Genomic DNA, 15,277 nt, shown 5'->3' with positions numbered 1-15,277 from the left:
ATTCTGTCTATACTTAGCGGGTTATGGACGCTAATTATAGACAGGATATATCATGAATACCTTTGTGGCTGCGTTGCCCATTTTTTTACTCATATGGATGATGGTTAAGCGCAGTCCCGTGCCTTCTTATGTTGCACTCCCTGTGTCGGCATTGGCTGGTGTGCTGCTTCAGTTACTTTATTTTCAAGCCGATCCTCGTTTACTCCTCGCCAACTCCTTTATGGGCATGTTGTCGGTACTGACTCCTATTTCAATTATCGCCGGGGCAATTTTACTTAATCGAATGTTAGCGGTGTCGGGTGGTGAAACCACGATTAAGCATTGGTTAGAGTCGATTAGCGGTAATCACGTTGCGCAGTTAATGATTATAGGGTGGGCGTTTGCATTTATGCTCGAAGGCGCGTCGGGGTTTGGCACCCCCGCGGCAATTGCGGCACCTATTTTAGTCGGGCTTGGCTTTTCGCCTTTTAAAGTGATTGTGTTTACGCTTATTTTAAACTCGATTCCTGTGTCGTTTGGGGCTGTGGGAACGCCAACGTGGTTTGGTTTTTCGGCACTTTCGTTAAACGAGCAACAGGTGTTGGCTATCTCTCAGTGGACAGCGCTGTGTCATGTGGTTGCCGCTTTGGTGATACCCATGATTGCGCTGTGTTTAGTATTGCCTTTTCACACGGTGCGCAAAAACAGCGTTTTTGTTTATTTAAGTGTGCTGTCATGTGTTTTACCTTATTGGTTGTTTGCGCAGTGGAATTACGAGTTTCCATCACTCATTGGCGGAGCAGTGGGGTTATTGGTGACTATATTTTTGGCAAAAAAGGGCATTGGACTGGTTAAGTCACAACAGCCCCCCGTCTCTAATAAGCCAATAGATGGCAAGGCGTTATTCTTGGCTTTTTTTCCGCTTGTGTTATTGATTTTGGTGCTTGTGCTGACGCGTATTCATCAGTTAGGTATTAAAGCACTTTTAAATGATGAAACCGTTTGGTTGAGTATTCATTTAGGATTTGCCCAATTTGAGCTCAGTAAAGCACTGATAATATCGTTGCATGAGCTGTTCGGTACAGCCGTTAGTTGGTCATATAAAACCTTGTTTGTGCCAGCACTGATCCCGTTTGTGTTGGTGGTATTGGTGAGTGTTCCGCTGCTTAAGATGAATAAAAAGCAGGTGTCGCACATGGTTCATGACACCTTAAGCCGAATTGCATTGCCTTGTGTGGCATTAATTGGCGCGTTAGTGATGGTGAATGTGTTAATGCAAGGAGGGCATAAGGCGCCGATATTTTATATCGCCAATACGTTTGCTAATTTAACCGGTGAGCATTGGGTGTTATTTGCATCATACCTTGGTGCGCTAGGTACGTTTTTTTCGGGGTCTGCGACAGTTTCTAATCTTACTTTTGGGGGGATTCAATATGGTATTGCCCAACAGGTTGGGTTATCAGAAACCTTAGTGCTGGCTCTTCAATCGACAGGAGCGGCAATGGGCAACATGATTTGTATCAGCAACATTATTGCTGTGGCCAGTATTGTTGGGGTGAACAATCAAGAAGGCCCCGTGCTTAAAAAAACCTTTTTCCCAATGCTGATTTATGGGGCGCTGGTGGGCTGTTTTAGTTACCTGTTTTATCGCTAAGGTAATGCCACAGGTCGCCTTACTTAATAAAAAAGGTGTTGAGATAAGCCCAACACCTTAGCGGAGTCACTTTAGCGGTTATTTCAGCGCTTTTTTCACTTCACGCCAGTCAATAATCTTAAAGTTTTGCGGTGCTTGTGGCATGCGGTTATAGCCATCTTGCACAATTAACACTCCTTCAGGATAGCCCGGCAGAGGGGTTGCTGTGACCGTTAATCCGTCGGTTTCTGAAACGCCGTCAATGGCACGTTCAAGGTTATTACTAATTGCGAATTTACCAGCAAATTCAAGGCGTGGCACGTTGCCGTCGATGATTTTATACAGCACATAGCTGTTATCTCCTTGACTAGACACGACTAAATAACGCGTATCTGTGGCGTGATAAATTTCCATGCCTTCTATGTCATCAACCAACATGTCGTTGATTGTTTGTAACATCACGGGCTGTGTGCCTGCTGTTGGTTCAGCGCCAATAAACCAAATACCTTCGTCTTCTTCACCTAAAAAGAGTTCCCCGGTTTTATCATCCGCGCTGCAACCCTCTGGTTGGCTCGGTACATTAAATTCTCGCACCAGCTTGGCATTAACTGAGGTGGCGTTACCGGTTAATTTGTACTGTTGAAATAGCCCCGATTTATCATTCATGAACACGTAGTTACCCGTGGATGATGAATACATACACATACCGTAAATCTCAGTCAGTGTGGTTGGCAATTCGGCTAAGTGTTGCACCTTGTTTTGTGTATCAACGGTATACACACTGATACTGTTATGAGTGCGGTTACTGCCGGTGATCCACGTATGGGCTGGGTTATCAATGCTATTATTCTGGCGTACATCAACGTTATTTAAACGGCCCGTTTCTAATGCTTGAAGCTCGTTCCCTGCAAGGTTATACACCATTAAACCGCGGCGTTTATCAGTGCCAAGAATTAAGCTGTGCGCTTTATCATGTGTGTTGATCCATATTGCAGGATCGTCAGCGGCGTCTCCAAAAGCTCGCACAGCATCTGTTTGCGCTTGTGCGGTAATGTAAGTGACCGCCTGTTTGGTAGGTTTTACCTGTTCTTGATACGGCGTGTTGATGAAGCCTTTTACATAATGCCCCGATTCATCATCGTAAAAAACAATATCAGCTTTGGTGTTGTTAAAGTGGACCGCTGCTGATTCGAGTGCTAAGTCACCTGCAAATTGCCAGCTGCTGAAGCGTTTATCTTTGCTCTCATAGCGATGTAGCGTGTTATCTTCAGTGGTTGTAAACCACAGGCTGCCATCGCTTGTCATGCTTAAGCCGCCAATCTCAGGAACCAAGTTGCCAAATGGGGCCATAAGTGCGACAGGCGTTTTATCTGCACGCGACTCGGCATCGGCATTAATTCGCCAAATACCCACCTCTCCCTCACTTAAGTAAAGGGTTTTATTGTGATCGTCGACCGCACAGCCAGATGTGTCACTTATTCCTGCAAATTCACGTAATTCAAGGTTTAAAGGGTGATTGTTTTTGACATCATAAACCAAGGTTTCGCGAATAAGGCCGCGCGCATCACTCACAAACGCCGACACCGCGTGTGTGGTTGAGTTTGAAAATAAACACACCGCTTCGGGTTTCGCTTTTGGTGGCGTAATTCTGCTTAACGTTTTTAATTGCCATTGGGCATCTTTTTGAAGTTTAAATATAACGGCTTGGTCTGTTTCATTGTCAATACTTGCGACAAGGTAGTGGCCGTTATCAAGCGCCTTCACCGACAAGGTTTCAAAGTTACCGCTTTGTAAAGTATGGCTGTTGCCCATTTCATCAATGAGTTGTAACCCTTGGCTTTCTGAGCTTATTAACCATGTGTTATTGGTGAGTGCTGCTGCTTGTGAACCTTGTACATTTTCAGTGGGTCCAAATGCGCGAACCTGATTAGCACTGTCGACAGGGGCGTTTGTTTGGCTACAAGCCGCCACTGTACTGAGCAAAATAGCACTGGCGATAAGGTTAAATGATTGTGTGATATTCATGTGATTTCCCAAGATAAAACAAGGCAGCAATGAGCTGCCTTAAAACGGTCTATTAAAATTAAAATGCGTAACGCAGCATTAATTGAATAACAGGCCCTGCTTCTTCAGACTCCAGCTCATACTCGTCAAAGTCACGGTTGACTTGATCATCAAGCGTATCGAATTTGTTGAACGTTTCGTCTTTGCTTGCATCGAGCAAATTTGAGCCGACTAATCGTAGGGTGATGTCTTGCCAGCGTTTTTCTACGAATACCTCAAGGTCGGCTCCGTAGTGTGTTGTTACTTCTTCACCCACTATGCGGCCATACGCATCGCCTTGTTTACGGTATGTGGCACCAAATGAAGCGCCCAGATCTGGTAAGTCTTGAATAAAGCCAACGTTAAATACGTAGTCAGATTGGTCATTAAACTTACGTGAACCAAAATTGTCATTAACGTCAGAGTCAAGCCATGAATAGTTAAAGAAAATCCCTGTATTTGGCATACTTAAGGCTGTTAAAGGTGTTGATAAATCAAGCTCAATCCCTTTTACATTACCATCACCGGTGTTGCGCGGTTGCAAAATATAGGTGCCTTCGCCTTCAGAACCTTGTTGGCTGGTATTGGCAACTTCAATTAAGTCACTTACATCACGGTAGAACACGTTAACACCCACTACACCGCTTTTACCTAACCGGTATTCGTAGCCAAGATCCATCCCCCACGATGATTCGGGTTGTAGGTCTGGATTACCTAAAAAGTCGTTATCACCCAGCTCTTTTTCAAGCAGAGCAGGGGTAATGTAGTCAAAATCTGGGCGACGTAAGCTACGAGCCACAGAGGCGCTAACACGGCCGTTTTCAGAAACGTTGTAGCGTAAGTGGGCCGATGGTAAGAAAAAATCGTAATCATTTTTCGCCGTCACATCATTGACATTATCAGTGATGGTTGAGTCGGTTGTTTCGTAGCGTACCCCCATTTCCCACGAGAAATCTTGGTCTTCGTGTTTGATGAGTGCGAATACATCTAGACGGTCTTCTTTAAGCTTATTAACACCCCCCGCGGCGGCTTCAAATTCATTGTTAAAGCCGGCAAGTGACAGTGGGTTTTGACTAAATTGATCCCAACTTGCAAAACTTTGCTCATTTTCATCTTCTGCTTGATAAACCGCTGTATCACGCTCTTTACCTTGCACAAATGCACCAAACTGAATGGTTTTATTTTCACCAGCAAATAGGCTATGTTGCCATTGCAGTGACCACTCTTTATCGTCGATATCAACGGTTTCTTCCTCTTCTTCGAACACCATTGGGAGTTCTGAGGTATCAATTTCGACCTCTTGCTCGTAGACCGACTCTTCGAAGCGGGCATAACCTACTTTAAATTTACTGGTGCCACCAAATAGCGGTAACTCGTACCCAGAGTTAATGTTGTAGTTAGTTTGATCAATGAAAGACACATTGGCGTTATCGGTTTCGAGGTTTCCGCCTTCTACAATTGCGTTACTTGTTGCTGTTGGGTCATCGTATTCAAATGAGCGTTCATCTTCAGTCCGGTCGGTATCAACCCAAATGGCACTGATGTCAAACTTGCTGCCATTATCAAAGGCAATTTCGTAACTGGCATTCAGTGATGTGTCGTCGCCATCGCGAATATCAGATTGATCTTCGCGGTTATCAAATTCTTCAGTTTTGTAATTTTCGTTGTTTTCAGGGCTGTCGCCATACCGCAAGCTAGATTTTTGTTTTGGGTTATAGCGTCCTTGTAAGTTTGCGCCAAGTAACAAACGCCCACCGGCAAATTCAGTACCGTACACACCTGCAAAGCTTTCTTTTAATTCGCCGTCGTCGTAACGCAGGCCGCCAGCACGAATATAACCACCGTCTAAGCTGTAGCCATCACGCAGAACAATATTAAGGGTTCCTGCAATTGCATCGGCAGAACGATTAGCACTCGAAGCGCGAATGATTTCTACACGCTCGATCAGTTCAGCAGGAATGCGGTCAACAAAGAATGAGCGATCAGCGCCTGCCCCTGGTACTTCTTCACCATTAATAAGTACTTTAGTGTAAGCCGGGCTCAAGCCACGCATACGGGCGCCATCTGACTCTAATACGTCAGATAAAAATGTCACACTAGGAACACGTTTTAAAGCATCACCAGCGGTAAGTGGCTCAAAACGTTGAAAATACTCTTGTGAGTATTCAAGGGTTGGGGCCAGCTCTTGTGAACGGTTGCGATAACCTATTTCACCATACACAACGAGCTCTTCTGATACTTTTACTTTCTTTTCATTGTTGGTGTCTGACTCTTGTGCAAAGGCACCGAATTGACATAAGGCGAGGGCGCTTACAAGTGCCTTCGTTTTAAACTGTTTCATGGATTTGCTCCTACTTGTCCTTGGTTTGGTGAGCAAAGTACCCAGCTTAAATGACGCAAATGTGACAGAAAACCGCTGGCAGCCTTTAAAAACAAGCTATTAGAGGCGTTTATAAAGCATTTTGAGCTGTAATCACCCCGCTTAATCAAGGTAAATACAGCGATTAAAGTCATCAAAAAGGGGGGAGTGTCGTTTTGCTGTCACATCATTGAGCTAATATGACCCTGCTGCTAAAAATGCGAACGGGTTAGCATGGCAGCACGATTCATAGTTAGGTGTCTTTCATGCGATTTAATCCTTTTATTCATCACCGGTTTTTAACAAATGCGGTTATAGCGCTATTTGTGAGCGCTTTTATCCTCAGTGCATATGACGGAGAGCGAAAAGCGCTGGCCGACATATCATGGCTGGATATTGTCGGCGAGGGCGGCATTGTGATGATGACGCTAACATGGATATTTGCACTGCTCATTTCCAGACCCCCCGGAAAAGTCACCTGCTTTTTAGTGTTAGGGCTTGGTCTTTTTATGTTTTCGGCCTCGCTGGACTTATTTGATGAATGGTTACATCAGCCAACAAATACATGGCTAAGTCTGATTGAGTCTTTACCTGCCCCCATTGGTATGGTTTTCACAAGCCTAGGTTTGTATCAATGGCACCAAGAGCAGTTTGTGCTTAATCGTCAGTTAAAGCGCCGTGAAGCAATGCACCGTGAGCATGAATTAGTGTGCTCAATTACTGGGCTTTATAAAGCCGATTATTTACAAACGGTGTTAAAAGAGCAGTTGAATGAGTCGCAGCCGTTGCAACTTGCGGCCATTGATATTCGTGGATTTGCCGATTTTAATGCCGAGTTTGGTTTTATCGAAGGTGACAGGTTACTGCGAGAAGTCAGTGAGCTTATGATAATGAATTGTCGTCTTACGGATGTGGTATGTCGCTATGCGGGTGATTGTTTTATGGTGCTAATGCCAAACACCACCGCGTTACAAGGCAAAGAGCTGGTGGCACAAATATCTTCGGCACTGAGTCACTGCGCATTTAAGGTTGAGGGCGAAAAACACGCGAAGTTTCAGCATGCAACCGTTGCGTTAGTGAGCAGTGAGCAAGGAGATACAGCGCACTGTTTGAGCGCGCGTTTACACGCCGCATTACAACAACAAAAACAACACAGAGTCAGCCATTGTGAAGCAGTATCTTAATCAAGATGATAAGTATTTAACCGCGCAAGGTCTGATTACGACTCTGGTAGAGCTTGCTCTAAGTCGCGGTATTGGTTTACATAAATTACTCAGAGGCACGGGGGTATTTGAGCAAGACTTAATGAGTGTACAGCATCAGTTTAGTCTCTCTCAGCAATTGCGTTTATTGATGCAGTTTAAGCTGTTAATGAAATCGGCCGACAGTGGCTTTTTGTTAGGTAGCCAACTTGCTAATGACACCTCGGTTGTGGCACAAGGTGTTTTGCAAAGTTTGAGCATTGGTCAAGCTCTAAAGCAACTAAACGCCTTGCGTATGCAACTTGCACCGCTGTTATTTAGCCACAGTTATGTGCATAACGAGCAGTATTATATTGAGTTGCAAAATGCTGTGGGTCTTGATGATGAAATGAGCCAATATGTGCTCGAAATTTACAGTGCTGCATTTTATCAAACGCTTAAAAAAGTGGCTGGCGAGCGGGTGCCTTGTCAGTTTGATTTCGCTTATAAACGGGCAAGGCACAGCCAAGAGTATGAGCAACATTTAGGGCTAAACGTTGCGTTTGAACAGCCCATTACTCGCTGGGTATTAAGCAAACAAGCATTAAGGCTTACAAACCCTACCTTTAGTAGTTTTCGCTTTTCACAAGTTAACTCTCAATTGGCAACATTAAACACAGCAAACAGCACCTTTGTTGAAGCGGTGAGCAGAGTCATTTATCAAAACCCAGCGCTTAATTTAGAACAAGTCGCAAGCCAGTTTGCAATGAGCTCAGCGACGTTTAAGCGAAAGTTAAAAGCTCACGGTGTACGTTTTTCAGCGTTGTATGAAGAACAAAGTAAACGCAAAGCCATATACTTACTGACTATGCGTGAACAATGTAATGAGCAGGTCGCAATGCGCTTATCGTTTTATGATATTGCTAATTTCAGGCGCGCGTTTAAGCGCTGGACTGGGCTTACCCCAAGTCAGTTGAAGGTATAAGCCGGTATTTCGTTATAAAGATTAATAAGGTATACAGCGAAAAGTTAATGCACATGACTGAGATGATACAAGGAAAAATAAATCAATGATGGGGCAGTTATTTTAATAAAGCTGCGTTAGACTGTTGTTATTGATGTATTTAACCGAGCTCTTAGATGATTGAGTATCCTGTTGATCAACTTCCACAACTCATTGATGAGTTGCTTCAGTGTGACACCACAACGCGAAAAAATAAGTTACTTGCCGACGCCAAAGAAAAACTGTCGACAGAACATCTCTCGCTGCTGTTTGAAGCATTACCCAAAGAACAACGATTAGAAATTTGGCAACTGCTTGACGAAGACACACAGCATGAAATCTTCATTAATTTGGGGGGAGACAGCTGTCGGTGGTTATTACAAAGTTTAGACGAAGCGCAAGGGTTTAAATTACTTGATGAAGTGAGCGTAGAAGAGCTACTCGAACTTGAAGAAATTATTCCAGAGCGTTTTGTTGATTATGCGCGTCGCCAGCTTGATGAAGTACAAACAAAGCGTTACGAACTTGCTCAGCAGTATAACCCTGAGCAACTAGGACACTGGTTAGACTTTGATGCGTTAAAAGTGTCAGAAAAGCAGACGGTGGCGGGCGCTCGTAAAATTTTACAAAAAGGCTTGCCGCAATACACCGAAGTAATTTATTTGGTAAGTCGTAAAGGCACATTGATTGGTGAAGTCCCTGTAAACGCCTTATTCAAAGCCAATGATGCCGATACCTTATTAGAGCATGCGAACCTAGATACATCAGCCTTACATGCTGATGATGACTTATATGAAGCGGCAGAGGTGGTGATCCACAGTGAAAAAATGGCAATGCCAGTGGTGAATGCCGACAATAAGTTATTAGGGCGTCTAGCGGTGTCATCGGCCTATGAATTACGCCAAGAAGTAACCGACGAAGCCGCTGCGAAAGCGGGTGGTCTACGTGAAGACGAAGACCTGTTCTCAAGTGTCACCAAATCAGCGAAAAACCGCGGTATTTGGCTAGGCATTAACTTAGCGACTGCATTTTTAGCATCTTGGTTTATTGGTTTGTTTGGTGCCACCATTGAGCAAGTCGTGGCACTTGCGGTATTGATGCCAGTGGTTGCGTCGATGGGAGGCATTGCAGGTAGCCAAACATTGACCGTGATTGTGCGCGGTTTAGCGCTTGGACAGGTTACCGACTCTAACCGCAGAGCTTTATTGCAAAAGGAGCTTAGGGTAGGGGCATTAAATGGCTGTGTATGGGCATTGGTGATTGGTGTACTCACTTATTTTTGGTTTAACGACGGGATGTTAAGTGTGACTATCACTATTGCCATTTTACTTAATTTAGTGGCTGCCTCGCTGTCTGGCGTTGTGATACCGTCTATTCTAGATAAGCTTAAAATTGATCCTGCATTGTCTGGTTCTGTAATTTTAACCACGGTGACAGATATTGTTGGTTTTGTGACCTTTCTCGGGTTAGGAAGCCTGTTGCTACTATAAATCACAGTGAAGCCAATAGTTCTTCATACTTATTGGCTTCTATTTAACAGTATCAATGGATACGTTGTTTACTTATCTTGTGTAAAACTAAAAATTGATACTAATAATTTTTGTATATAAAACGGATACTTAGGGTTAGAGCAGTCTACAATAATACGCAATTTAGCCAATGGGTATAATAAACACGCGATTGCACGTTAAAATTATCAAACACGTCAAAAAGAACTGTCATAAAGTATTACTTTTTGTTATTTTTTTGGTTGTGTTCTCACTGAGATGTTAGTGAATGAAGAAAACGTTAACCTTATTGTTAGGCTTCGGCTGTTTTTATGCAGCCGCGTCTGAAAATTTTAGCGATCACGAGGTATATTGCGCTCAGCAGTCGCAGGTAAGCTGCTTAGACTTCATTGATCAGCAATTAGCCAGTGCGCAGCTTTATTCTGATAAATGGTATGAGATAAAGTCATACCAATTTGATTATTATTACGACAAACTGGCTTATCAAACGTTAAAAGACAGTACCGAACCTTTTATTGAAAAATCCGATTTACCCATCGTATTTCAAGTCCAAGTGTATTTTTACTATGCTAAATCAATGCACTATTTAGGTGACTATGAAACGGGTCGTAAATACGCAACGAAAGCCTTTGATAAACTACAAGCCATTTATGACTCGTTTGGTAACCCTATGCGTATGGTCGAATTGGCTAACTTACAGCATGTGTTTGGCAACAAAGAAACTGCTTTGCATATTCTTGATAGAGCTGAGCGTCGTTTTGGTAAAAGTAAAGATCCTATTTTTCATTTTGAGCTGGCGTCAAACAAAGCAAATGTGTTCCATTCGTTAGGCGATATTGAGCGCGCTTTGGTTAGTCGGGTTTCTGCGGTTGAATGGATTTTGAAAACTGACCATAGCCGAAAAATATCAGTGGCAATGGGGAATCTAGCCCGCACTCATCAATTATTGTCACAATACGATAAAGCAAATCACTTTTATGTCGAGTCGCTAAACTACATGGACGCGAAGTCAGACCGACTTGTAATAGCAATCTATAAACTTCGTTTGGCACAAATTCACTGGCAAGCGGGTAACCGAGCTCAAGCTGCACATTGGTTTAAGCAAGTGCATAAAGAAGACATTCGCCCATCTCATGCCAAACTTTATACACAGCTCAAAACGCAGCTTTAGGCTTTATATAGTGTAAAAACACCCCGATTTTTCAGTTTCACCCGGCGCTAAAATTTGCAAATGGGTCGTCTCACCTTGCTCCATCATTGGTTTCATAGCCTCATCAAATAACGTGGCAGCTTTTTCCATGTGCTTAGCTTGTTCATCTAACGCTTTGAAGTCGGCATCATGCGAGGCGATTAATTCATCAAGCTGTTTAGTTAGTTTATCTTGTTCTTTTAACAGACTTTTATTTATTCTAAGGTGGTTTTCATCTTCGACCACAGCTTTTTTTGTAATCGCTTCTATTTGCTGTGAATAGGCCGTGACTTGCTCTTCCATGTCGCTTAGTGGCAACTCCAGTGATTCAAGCTTTTCTTGTTCACGTTTTAATTGTTGATAGGCGGCAATTTGCTCGTTGTTTAACGTGCCTTCATGAACTTTTTTACAGTCTTTAAACGTGATAACACGGTAGTTGTTATCGTCAATAGTCGTGCTTGCGCTTGAAAGGCCAATACAGGCTGTGGTGGCTGCGGCTAATAGAGCTGATGTCGTAATGCGTACTAAATTCATGATGCTGTCCTAATGGGTTAAGTTATTAAGTTAGTCGCAGCAGGTCTGAAAAAAGTTGGTTACAAGCGAGATATTTTTACTCGCGGGCTTTACTTACAAAGTAGGACGCGGTGCCAGCCTAAGCCAGCACCGCTTATTTTTAGAAGCTATAGGTGATGTTTCCGTAGATAAAACGGCCATCTAAGCTATAAGGTGTGAATGCACTGTAGGTGAAAATTTGATTAAAGTCGCTGTAGCCTATATTGCTTACAGTATCTTGTGGATACTGATCAAATAAGTTGTTTGCGCCAACAGCAAATTTCCACTGTTCAGATGGGCGGTACGCGACTTCTAAGTCCGTGATCCATTTTGCATCAATGACTTCATCACCTTCTGGTGTGCTTGATGTATCCACAACTTCACCATAACGCGTAGCACGTAATGTTGTTTGAAAGTTTTCAAAGTCCCAGGTTGCCGACAAGTTCCACTTATCTGCTGGCGTGCCATCTTCAAAGCGGGTGATTTCACGGCGTGCAAAGTACTCGTAGCTGTCACCAAGCGCTTCCAGCTCAGTGGGGTTTTCTTTGACATGAGTCACTTCAGTATCATTAAAGTTAACAGCCGCACTTAAGCGTAAATCGCCGTAGCTTTCTAAGCCTAATGAATAGGTTGCAACAATATCGACACCTTGCGTACGTGAATCAATGGCATTGGTAAAGTAGCGAACACTTTGAGTATTAACTTCGCCTGCTTCGGCTAAAATAGCTTCTACTTCTGGGCCGCTTAAGTTTTCAGACAAGACGATACGGTCATCAATGTCAATGCGATACGCATCAAGTGTTAAACTAAAACCGCCTTGCGTAAAGATAAAGCCTGCAGTCATGTTGACTGATTCTTCTGCATCAAGGTCACGAGCACCCAGTGCTTTTGCGGCAGGTTCATCAACAGGGAACAAACCAACTTCACTTGGAATACCATTTTCAAACACTGTGCTTACCGATTTGTAAGACGTTTGTGCAAGTGATGGTGCTCTAAACCCTGTGCTGATTGCACCGCGTAGCGACAATGATTCATTAATGCTGTAACGCGAAGCCAGTTTCGATGTAAAGGTACTGCCAAAGTCACTGTAATCTTCAAAGCGACCCGCAAGAACCACATTCCAGTCGGTTGTTAGGTACGTATCAAACTCAGCAAATACCGCGACATTATGGCGGCTCTTGTCGGTGGCACTTTCTGGTGAAAAGCCCGCTAAAACTTGTGCGCCACCCGCCGCAACAGGGTTGCCTTCTTCATCAAGTACAGTGATGTAAGAGGCTTTTTCACCTGCTTTGATTTGGTAGTTTTCGTGGCGATACTCTGCACCAATTGTCACAAATACATCGTCGGGTAAACCTAAATCAAGGGTATTGCTGGCATCCATGTTAACGAGGTATTGCTCGTAGACAAGCGCACCGTTATCAAACTCAGTTGGGCTATTTACACCCATTGAGGTGTTCAAGCTATTGCTTACCCCTAACGCAAAGTCATTACGACCATAATTGCTGCTTATATCCCATGCCCAGTCATTGGTTTCGCCGTTAAGGCCAATAGCAAATGAGTAGTCATCTACGTCGGTATCAATTTCTGGTAAGAAACCGTCTGGGTAAACCTCAGTTAAGTTACGAGAGTCTTTGGCACGACGGTAAAAACCTGCTGAGTTACCTTTACGGTTTGAGTAACTGGCAAATGAGTAAAGTGATAGCGAGTTATCAAACTCGTAACCTAGGTTATAAAACACAGCAATATCTTCGATATCAGCTTTACCAAAACGGTGGTTGTAGCGGTCAAAGTCAAACTCACGTGGGTCTAGGTTACCGTTTGCATCGCGGCTATATTGCTCGCGCTGGTCAATACCTGAGCGGTTAGTTGGCTCGTTATTACGTGATTCAACTGAGATATTAATAAAGCCATTATCTGCAAATGAAAAACCCGCATTAGCGCTTGCGGTGCGCGAAATACCATCGTTTAATTTACGGTTAGCGCCTTTTGCAAAGCTTAAGTTGCCTTCGCTGTCTGCGCCTGTGCTTAATAACTGTGGCGAGCCTGCCATTTGCGTGTCGTACTCACCATAGGTGTAGCTTACACTACCGCCTTCATCGGCATCTTTTAGTACAATGTTAATTACACCAGCAATGGCATCGGAGCCATACTGTGCCGCTGCGCCATCACGCAGTACTTCTACGCGCTTAATCGCAGAGGTAGGAATATTATTTAAATCAACTGCCGTTGAACCACGACCCACTGTGCCACCTAAATTCAATAGCGCACCTGCATGACGGCGTTTGCCGTTAACAAGTACTAAGGTGTGATCAGGAGCGAGGCCACGTAATACAGCAGGTTTAGCGTGGTCGGTACCATCAGCAAGGGTCGCACTTGGGTAGTTGAAGCTTGGTAATTGAGAGGCAAGTACTTGGCTAATTTCAAGCTGACCTGTGCTTGCTAAGTCGCGGCTTGTTAATAAATCAACCGGTACTGTACTTTCAGACAGGCTACGTAAACTACGACGTGTGCCCGTCACTGAAATAACTTCAATGTCTTTTGCTGTATTTTCAGCAGGTTGCTCAGCAGCGATTGCAGTCACTGATGCAGCAAGCGTACTTGCAATTGCAAGTTGCAAAGGTAATTTGTTGAATAATGCCATTGTTGATTCCCATCTGACTTATCTATTTTAGCGCAGTGTAAAATGCAAAGTGGGAACAAACAAATAATATTAAAGTATAGTATATGCGTAACTAATACGACTTGTTAATTAGGTTTTTGGTTTGTTAATTAAGTGTTTATAGGCTCGTGCTGATTTTATTTCTGCCTTCTGTCTTTGCTCGATATAACGCGGTGTCGGCTGCACAAATTAGCGCTTCTGATGTGCGATATTGATTATTATATTCACATGCAATACCTTGGCTTACACTTATTCTAAAGTCGCTCGGTAAACCAATGTCGGTAAATAGCGTATTATTTATTTTAATTTGAATATGTTTAGCGATGGCCTCTGCGGTGTCTTTTTGGCAGCGAGGTAATATAATGGCGAATTCTTCGCCACCATAACGCGCAGCTAAACAATCGCGAGAAGGCAATGATTCGGCAATTATACTCGCGACTTTTTGTAAGCATTTATCGCCTTTAACATGACCGAATCGGTCATTAAATAATTTAAAATAATCAATGTCGATTAATATAGTGCTAATCGCTTGATTAGTTTGTACGCTTTCTTGCCAATGTTTTTTTAATGACTCTTCTAATGTAAGGCGGTTTGCAAGACCGGTTAAATGGTCAGTGGTGGCTTGTTTAACTAAGCGATTATATTGCTCTTTGTGTGATGATAAATCATGTAATACACAAATAAATAAGTTTTCTGCAATAGCTATATTTTTTGGCAAGCTTGAAATACATAAATCCGCTTCAAGGGTTTTACTATCGGCACGGTTAATTTTAACTTCGTTTGGCCCAAGGCTAATGGGCGAGTCTTTATGGTCTAACCAACTGAGTAGGGTATACATGTATTTGTCACGGTCGGTGTCGTGTAGGTAATGTAACAGGTTTTGACCGATTAACGCTTCTTGGTTGTCACCTAAAAGTTGTGCCGCCATCGGGTTTGCAAATTCAAACGTGCCTTGACCATTAATGATAAACACTCCCTCAGGAATGTTCTGAAACATTTGTACAATTAGTGCAAGTTGCTCTGAATTGATAGACTGCGACAGTGCATTTTTCACTTCTGATTTAGCAGTGCTTGGTTGTTCATTTTTGTTAGTAGACACGTTCGTTTCCTTTTTGCCGATGCAAACGATTTTGGTGTCTATAAAGTTACTTAAAAAAGTGCAAATTAACCT

General features: G+C 43.2%; 10 protein-coding genes. 5 read left to right on the top strand and 5 right to left on the bottom strand.

Going from position 1 to position 15,277, the window contains the following annotated elements; genetic code table 11:
• The first annotated feature begins 52 nt into the window (after window positions 1-52).
• Window positions 53-1,633 carry an L-lactate permease gene (locus tag H3302_RS11150; RefSeq protein WP_230235390.1) on the top strand — a complete coding sequence of 527 codons (1,581 nt, stop codon included), beginning with the start codon at window positions 53-55 and terminating at the stop codon, window positions 1,631-1,633.
• 78 nt (window positions 1,634-1,711) lie between these two features.
• Here the strand turns inward: H3302_RS11150 and H3302_RS11145 are convergent, their stop codons facing one another.
• Window positions 1,712-3,637: a phytase gene (locus H3302_RS11145; RefSeq protein WP_182395231.1), complete on the bottom strand. Its 1,926-nt coding sequence runs from the start codon at window positions 3,635-3,637 to the stop codon at window positions 1,712-1,714.
• Between the two features lie 58 nt (window positions 3,638-3,695).
• Window positions 3,696-5,996: a TonB-dependent siderophore receptor gene (locus H3302_RS11140; RefSeq protein WP_074988990.1), complete on the bottom strand. Its 2,301-nt coding sequence runs from the start codon at window positions 5,994-5,996 to the stop codon at window positions 3,696-3,698.
• A 284-nt stretch (window positions 5,997-6,280) separates the two neighbouring features.
• On the opposite strand from H3302_RS11140, the gene H3302_RS11135 reads away from it, so the two are divergent.
• From H3302_RS11135 to H3302_RS11120, 4 genes are all read left to right on the top strand, one after another.
• Window positions 6,281-7,198, top strand: coding sequence for a sensor domain-containing diguanylate cyclase (locus H3302_RS11135; protein ID WP_182395228.1), 918 nt, complete (start codon window positions 6,281-6,283; stop codon window positions 7,196-7,198).
• Window positions 7,182-8,180 (top strand): AraC family transcriptional regulator ligand-binding domain-containing protein, encoded by a 999-nt coding sequence (locus H3302_RS11130; RefSeq protein ID WP_036966829.1) that lies wholly within the window; start codon window positions 7,182-7,184, stop codon window positions 8,178-8,180. Before H3302_RS11135 ends, H3302_RS11130 begins: the two co-directional genes overlap by 17 nt.
• Before the next feature lie 155 nt (window positions 8,181-8,335).
• A complete protein-coding gene (locus H3302_RS11125; protein ID WP_036966832.1) occupies window positions 8,336-9,688 on the top strand; it encodes a magnesium transporter in 1,353 nt (450 codons plus the stop codon).
• A gap of 286 nt (window positions 9,689-9,974) precedes the next feature.
• Window positions 9,975-10,877 carry a lipopolysaccharide assembly protein LapB gene (locus tag H3302_RS11120; RefSeq protein ID WP_074988987.1) on the top strand — a complete coding sequence of 301 codons (903 nt, stop codon included), beginning with the start codon at window positions 9,975-9,977 and terminating at the stop codon, window positions 10,875-10,877.
• Window positions 10,878-10,880: 3 nt separating this feature from the next.
• On the opposite strand, the gene H3302_RS11115 is transcribed toward H3302_RS11120, so the two are convergent.
• From H3302_RS11115 to H3302_RS11105, 3 genes are all read right to left on the bottom strand, one after another.
• Window positions 10,881-11,429: a hypothetical protein gene (locus H3302_RS11115; RefSeq protein WP_118844491.1), complete on the bottom strand. Its 549-nt coding sequence runs from the start codon at window positions 11,427-11,429 to the stop codon at window positions 10,881-10,883.
• 139 nt (window positions 11,430-11,568) lie between these two features.
• On the bottom strand, window positions 11,569-14,088 hold the full coding sequence (locus tag H3302_RS11110; RefSeq protein ID WP_182395218.1) for a TonB-dependent siderophore receptor: 2,520 nt from the start codon (window positions 14,086-14,088) through the stop codon (window positions 11,569-11,571).
• Window positions 14,089-14,224: 136 nt separating this feature from the next.
• On the bottom strand, window positions 14,225-15,205 hold the full coding sequence (locus H3302_RS11105) for a GGDEF domain-containing protein (protein WP_074988984.1): 981 nt from the start codon (window positions 15,203-15,205) through the stop codon (window positions 14,225-14,227).
• Window positions 15,206-15,277: the final 72 nt, after the last annotated feature.

It is taken from the genome of Pseudoalteromonas sp. MT33b, from assembly GCF_014117385.1.
In the GTDB taxonomy this organism is placed as follows: domain Bacteria; phylum Pseudomonadota; class Gammaproteobacteria; order Enterobacterales; family Alteromonadaceae; genus Pseudoalteromonas; species Pseudoalteromonas lipolytica.
Note: the sequence above shows the minus strand (reverse complement) of the source record. Positions and strands in the feature narration are given on the sequence as shown.

Excerpts from the sequence above, each read along its gene's own strand:
- H3302_RS11150 (WP_230235390.1), top strand. The coding sequence starts at position 53 with ATGAATACCTTTGTGGCTGCGTTGCCCATTTTTTTACTCATATGGATG.
- H3302_RS11145 (WP_182395231.1), bottom strand. The coding sequence starts at position 3,637 with ATGAATATCACACAATCATTTAACCTTATCGCCAGTGCTATTTTGCTC.
- H3302_RS11140 (WP_074988990.1), bottom strand. The coding sequence starts at position 5,996 with ATGAAACAGTTTAAAACGAAGGCACTTGTAAGCGCCCTCGCCTTATGT.
- H3302_RS11135 (WP_182395228.1), top strand. The coding sequence starts at position 6,281 with ATGCGATTTAATCCTTTTATTCATCACCGGTTTTTAACAAATGCGGTT.
- H3302_RS11125 (WP_036966832.1), top strand. The coding sequence starts at position 8,336 with ATGATTGAGTATCCTGTTGATCAACTTCCACAACTCATTGATGAGTTG.
- H3302_RS11120 (WP_074988987.1), top strand. The coding sequence starts at position 9,975 with ATGAAGAAAACGTTAACCTTATTGTTAGGCTTCGGCTGTTTTTATGCA.
- H3302_RS11115 (WP_118844491.1), bottom strand. The coding sequence starts at position 11,429 with ATGAATTTAGTACGCATTACGACATCAGCTCTATTAGCCGCAGCCACC.
- H3302_RS11110 (WP_182395218.1), bottom strand. The coding sequence starts at position 14,088 with ATGGCATTATTCAACAAATTACCTTTGCAACTTGCAATTGCAAGTACG.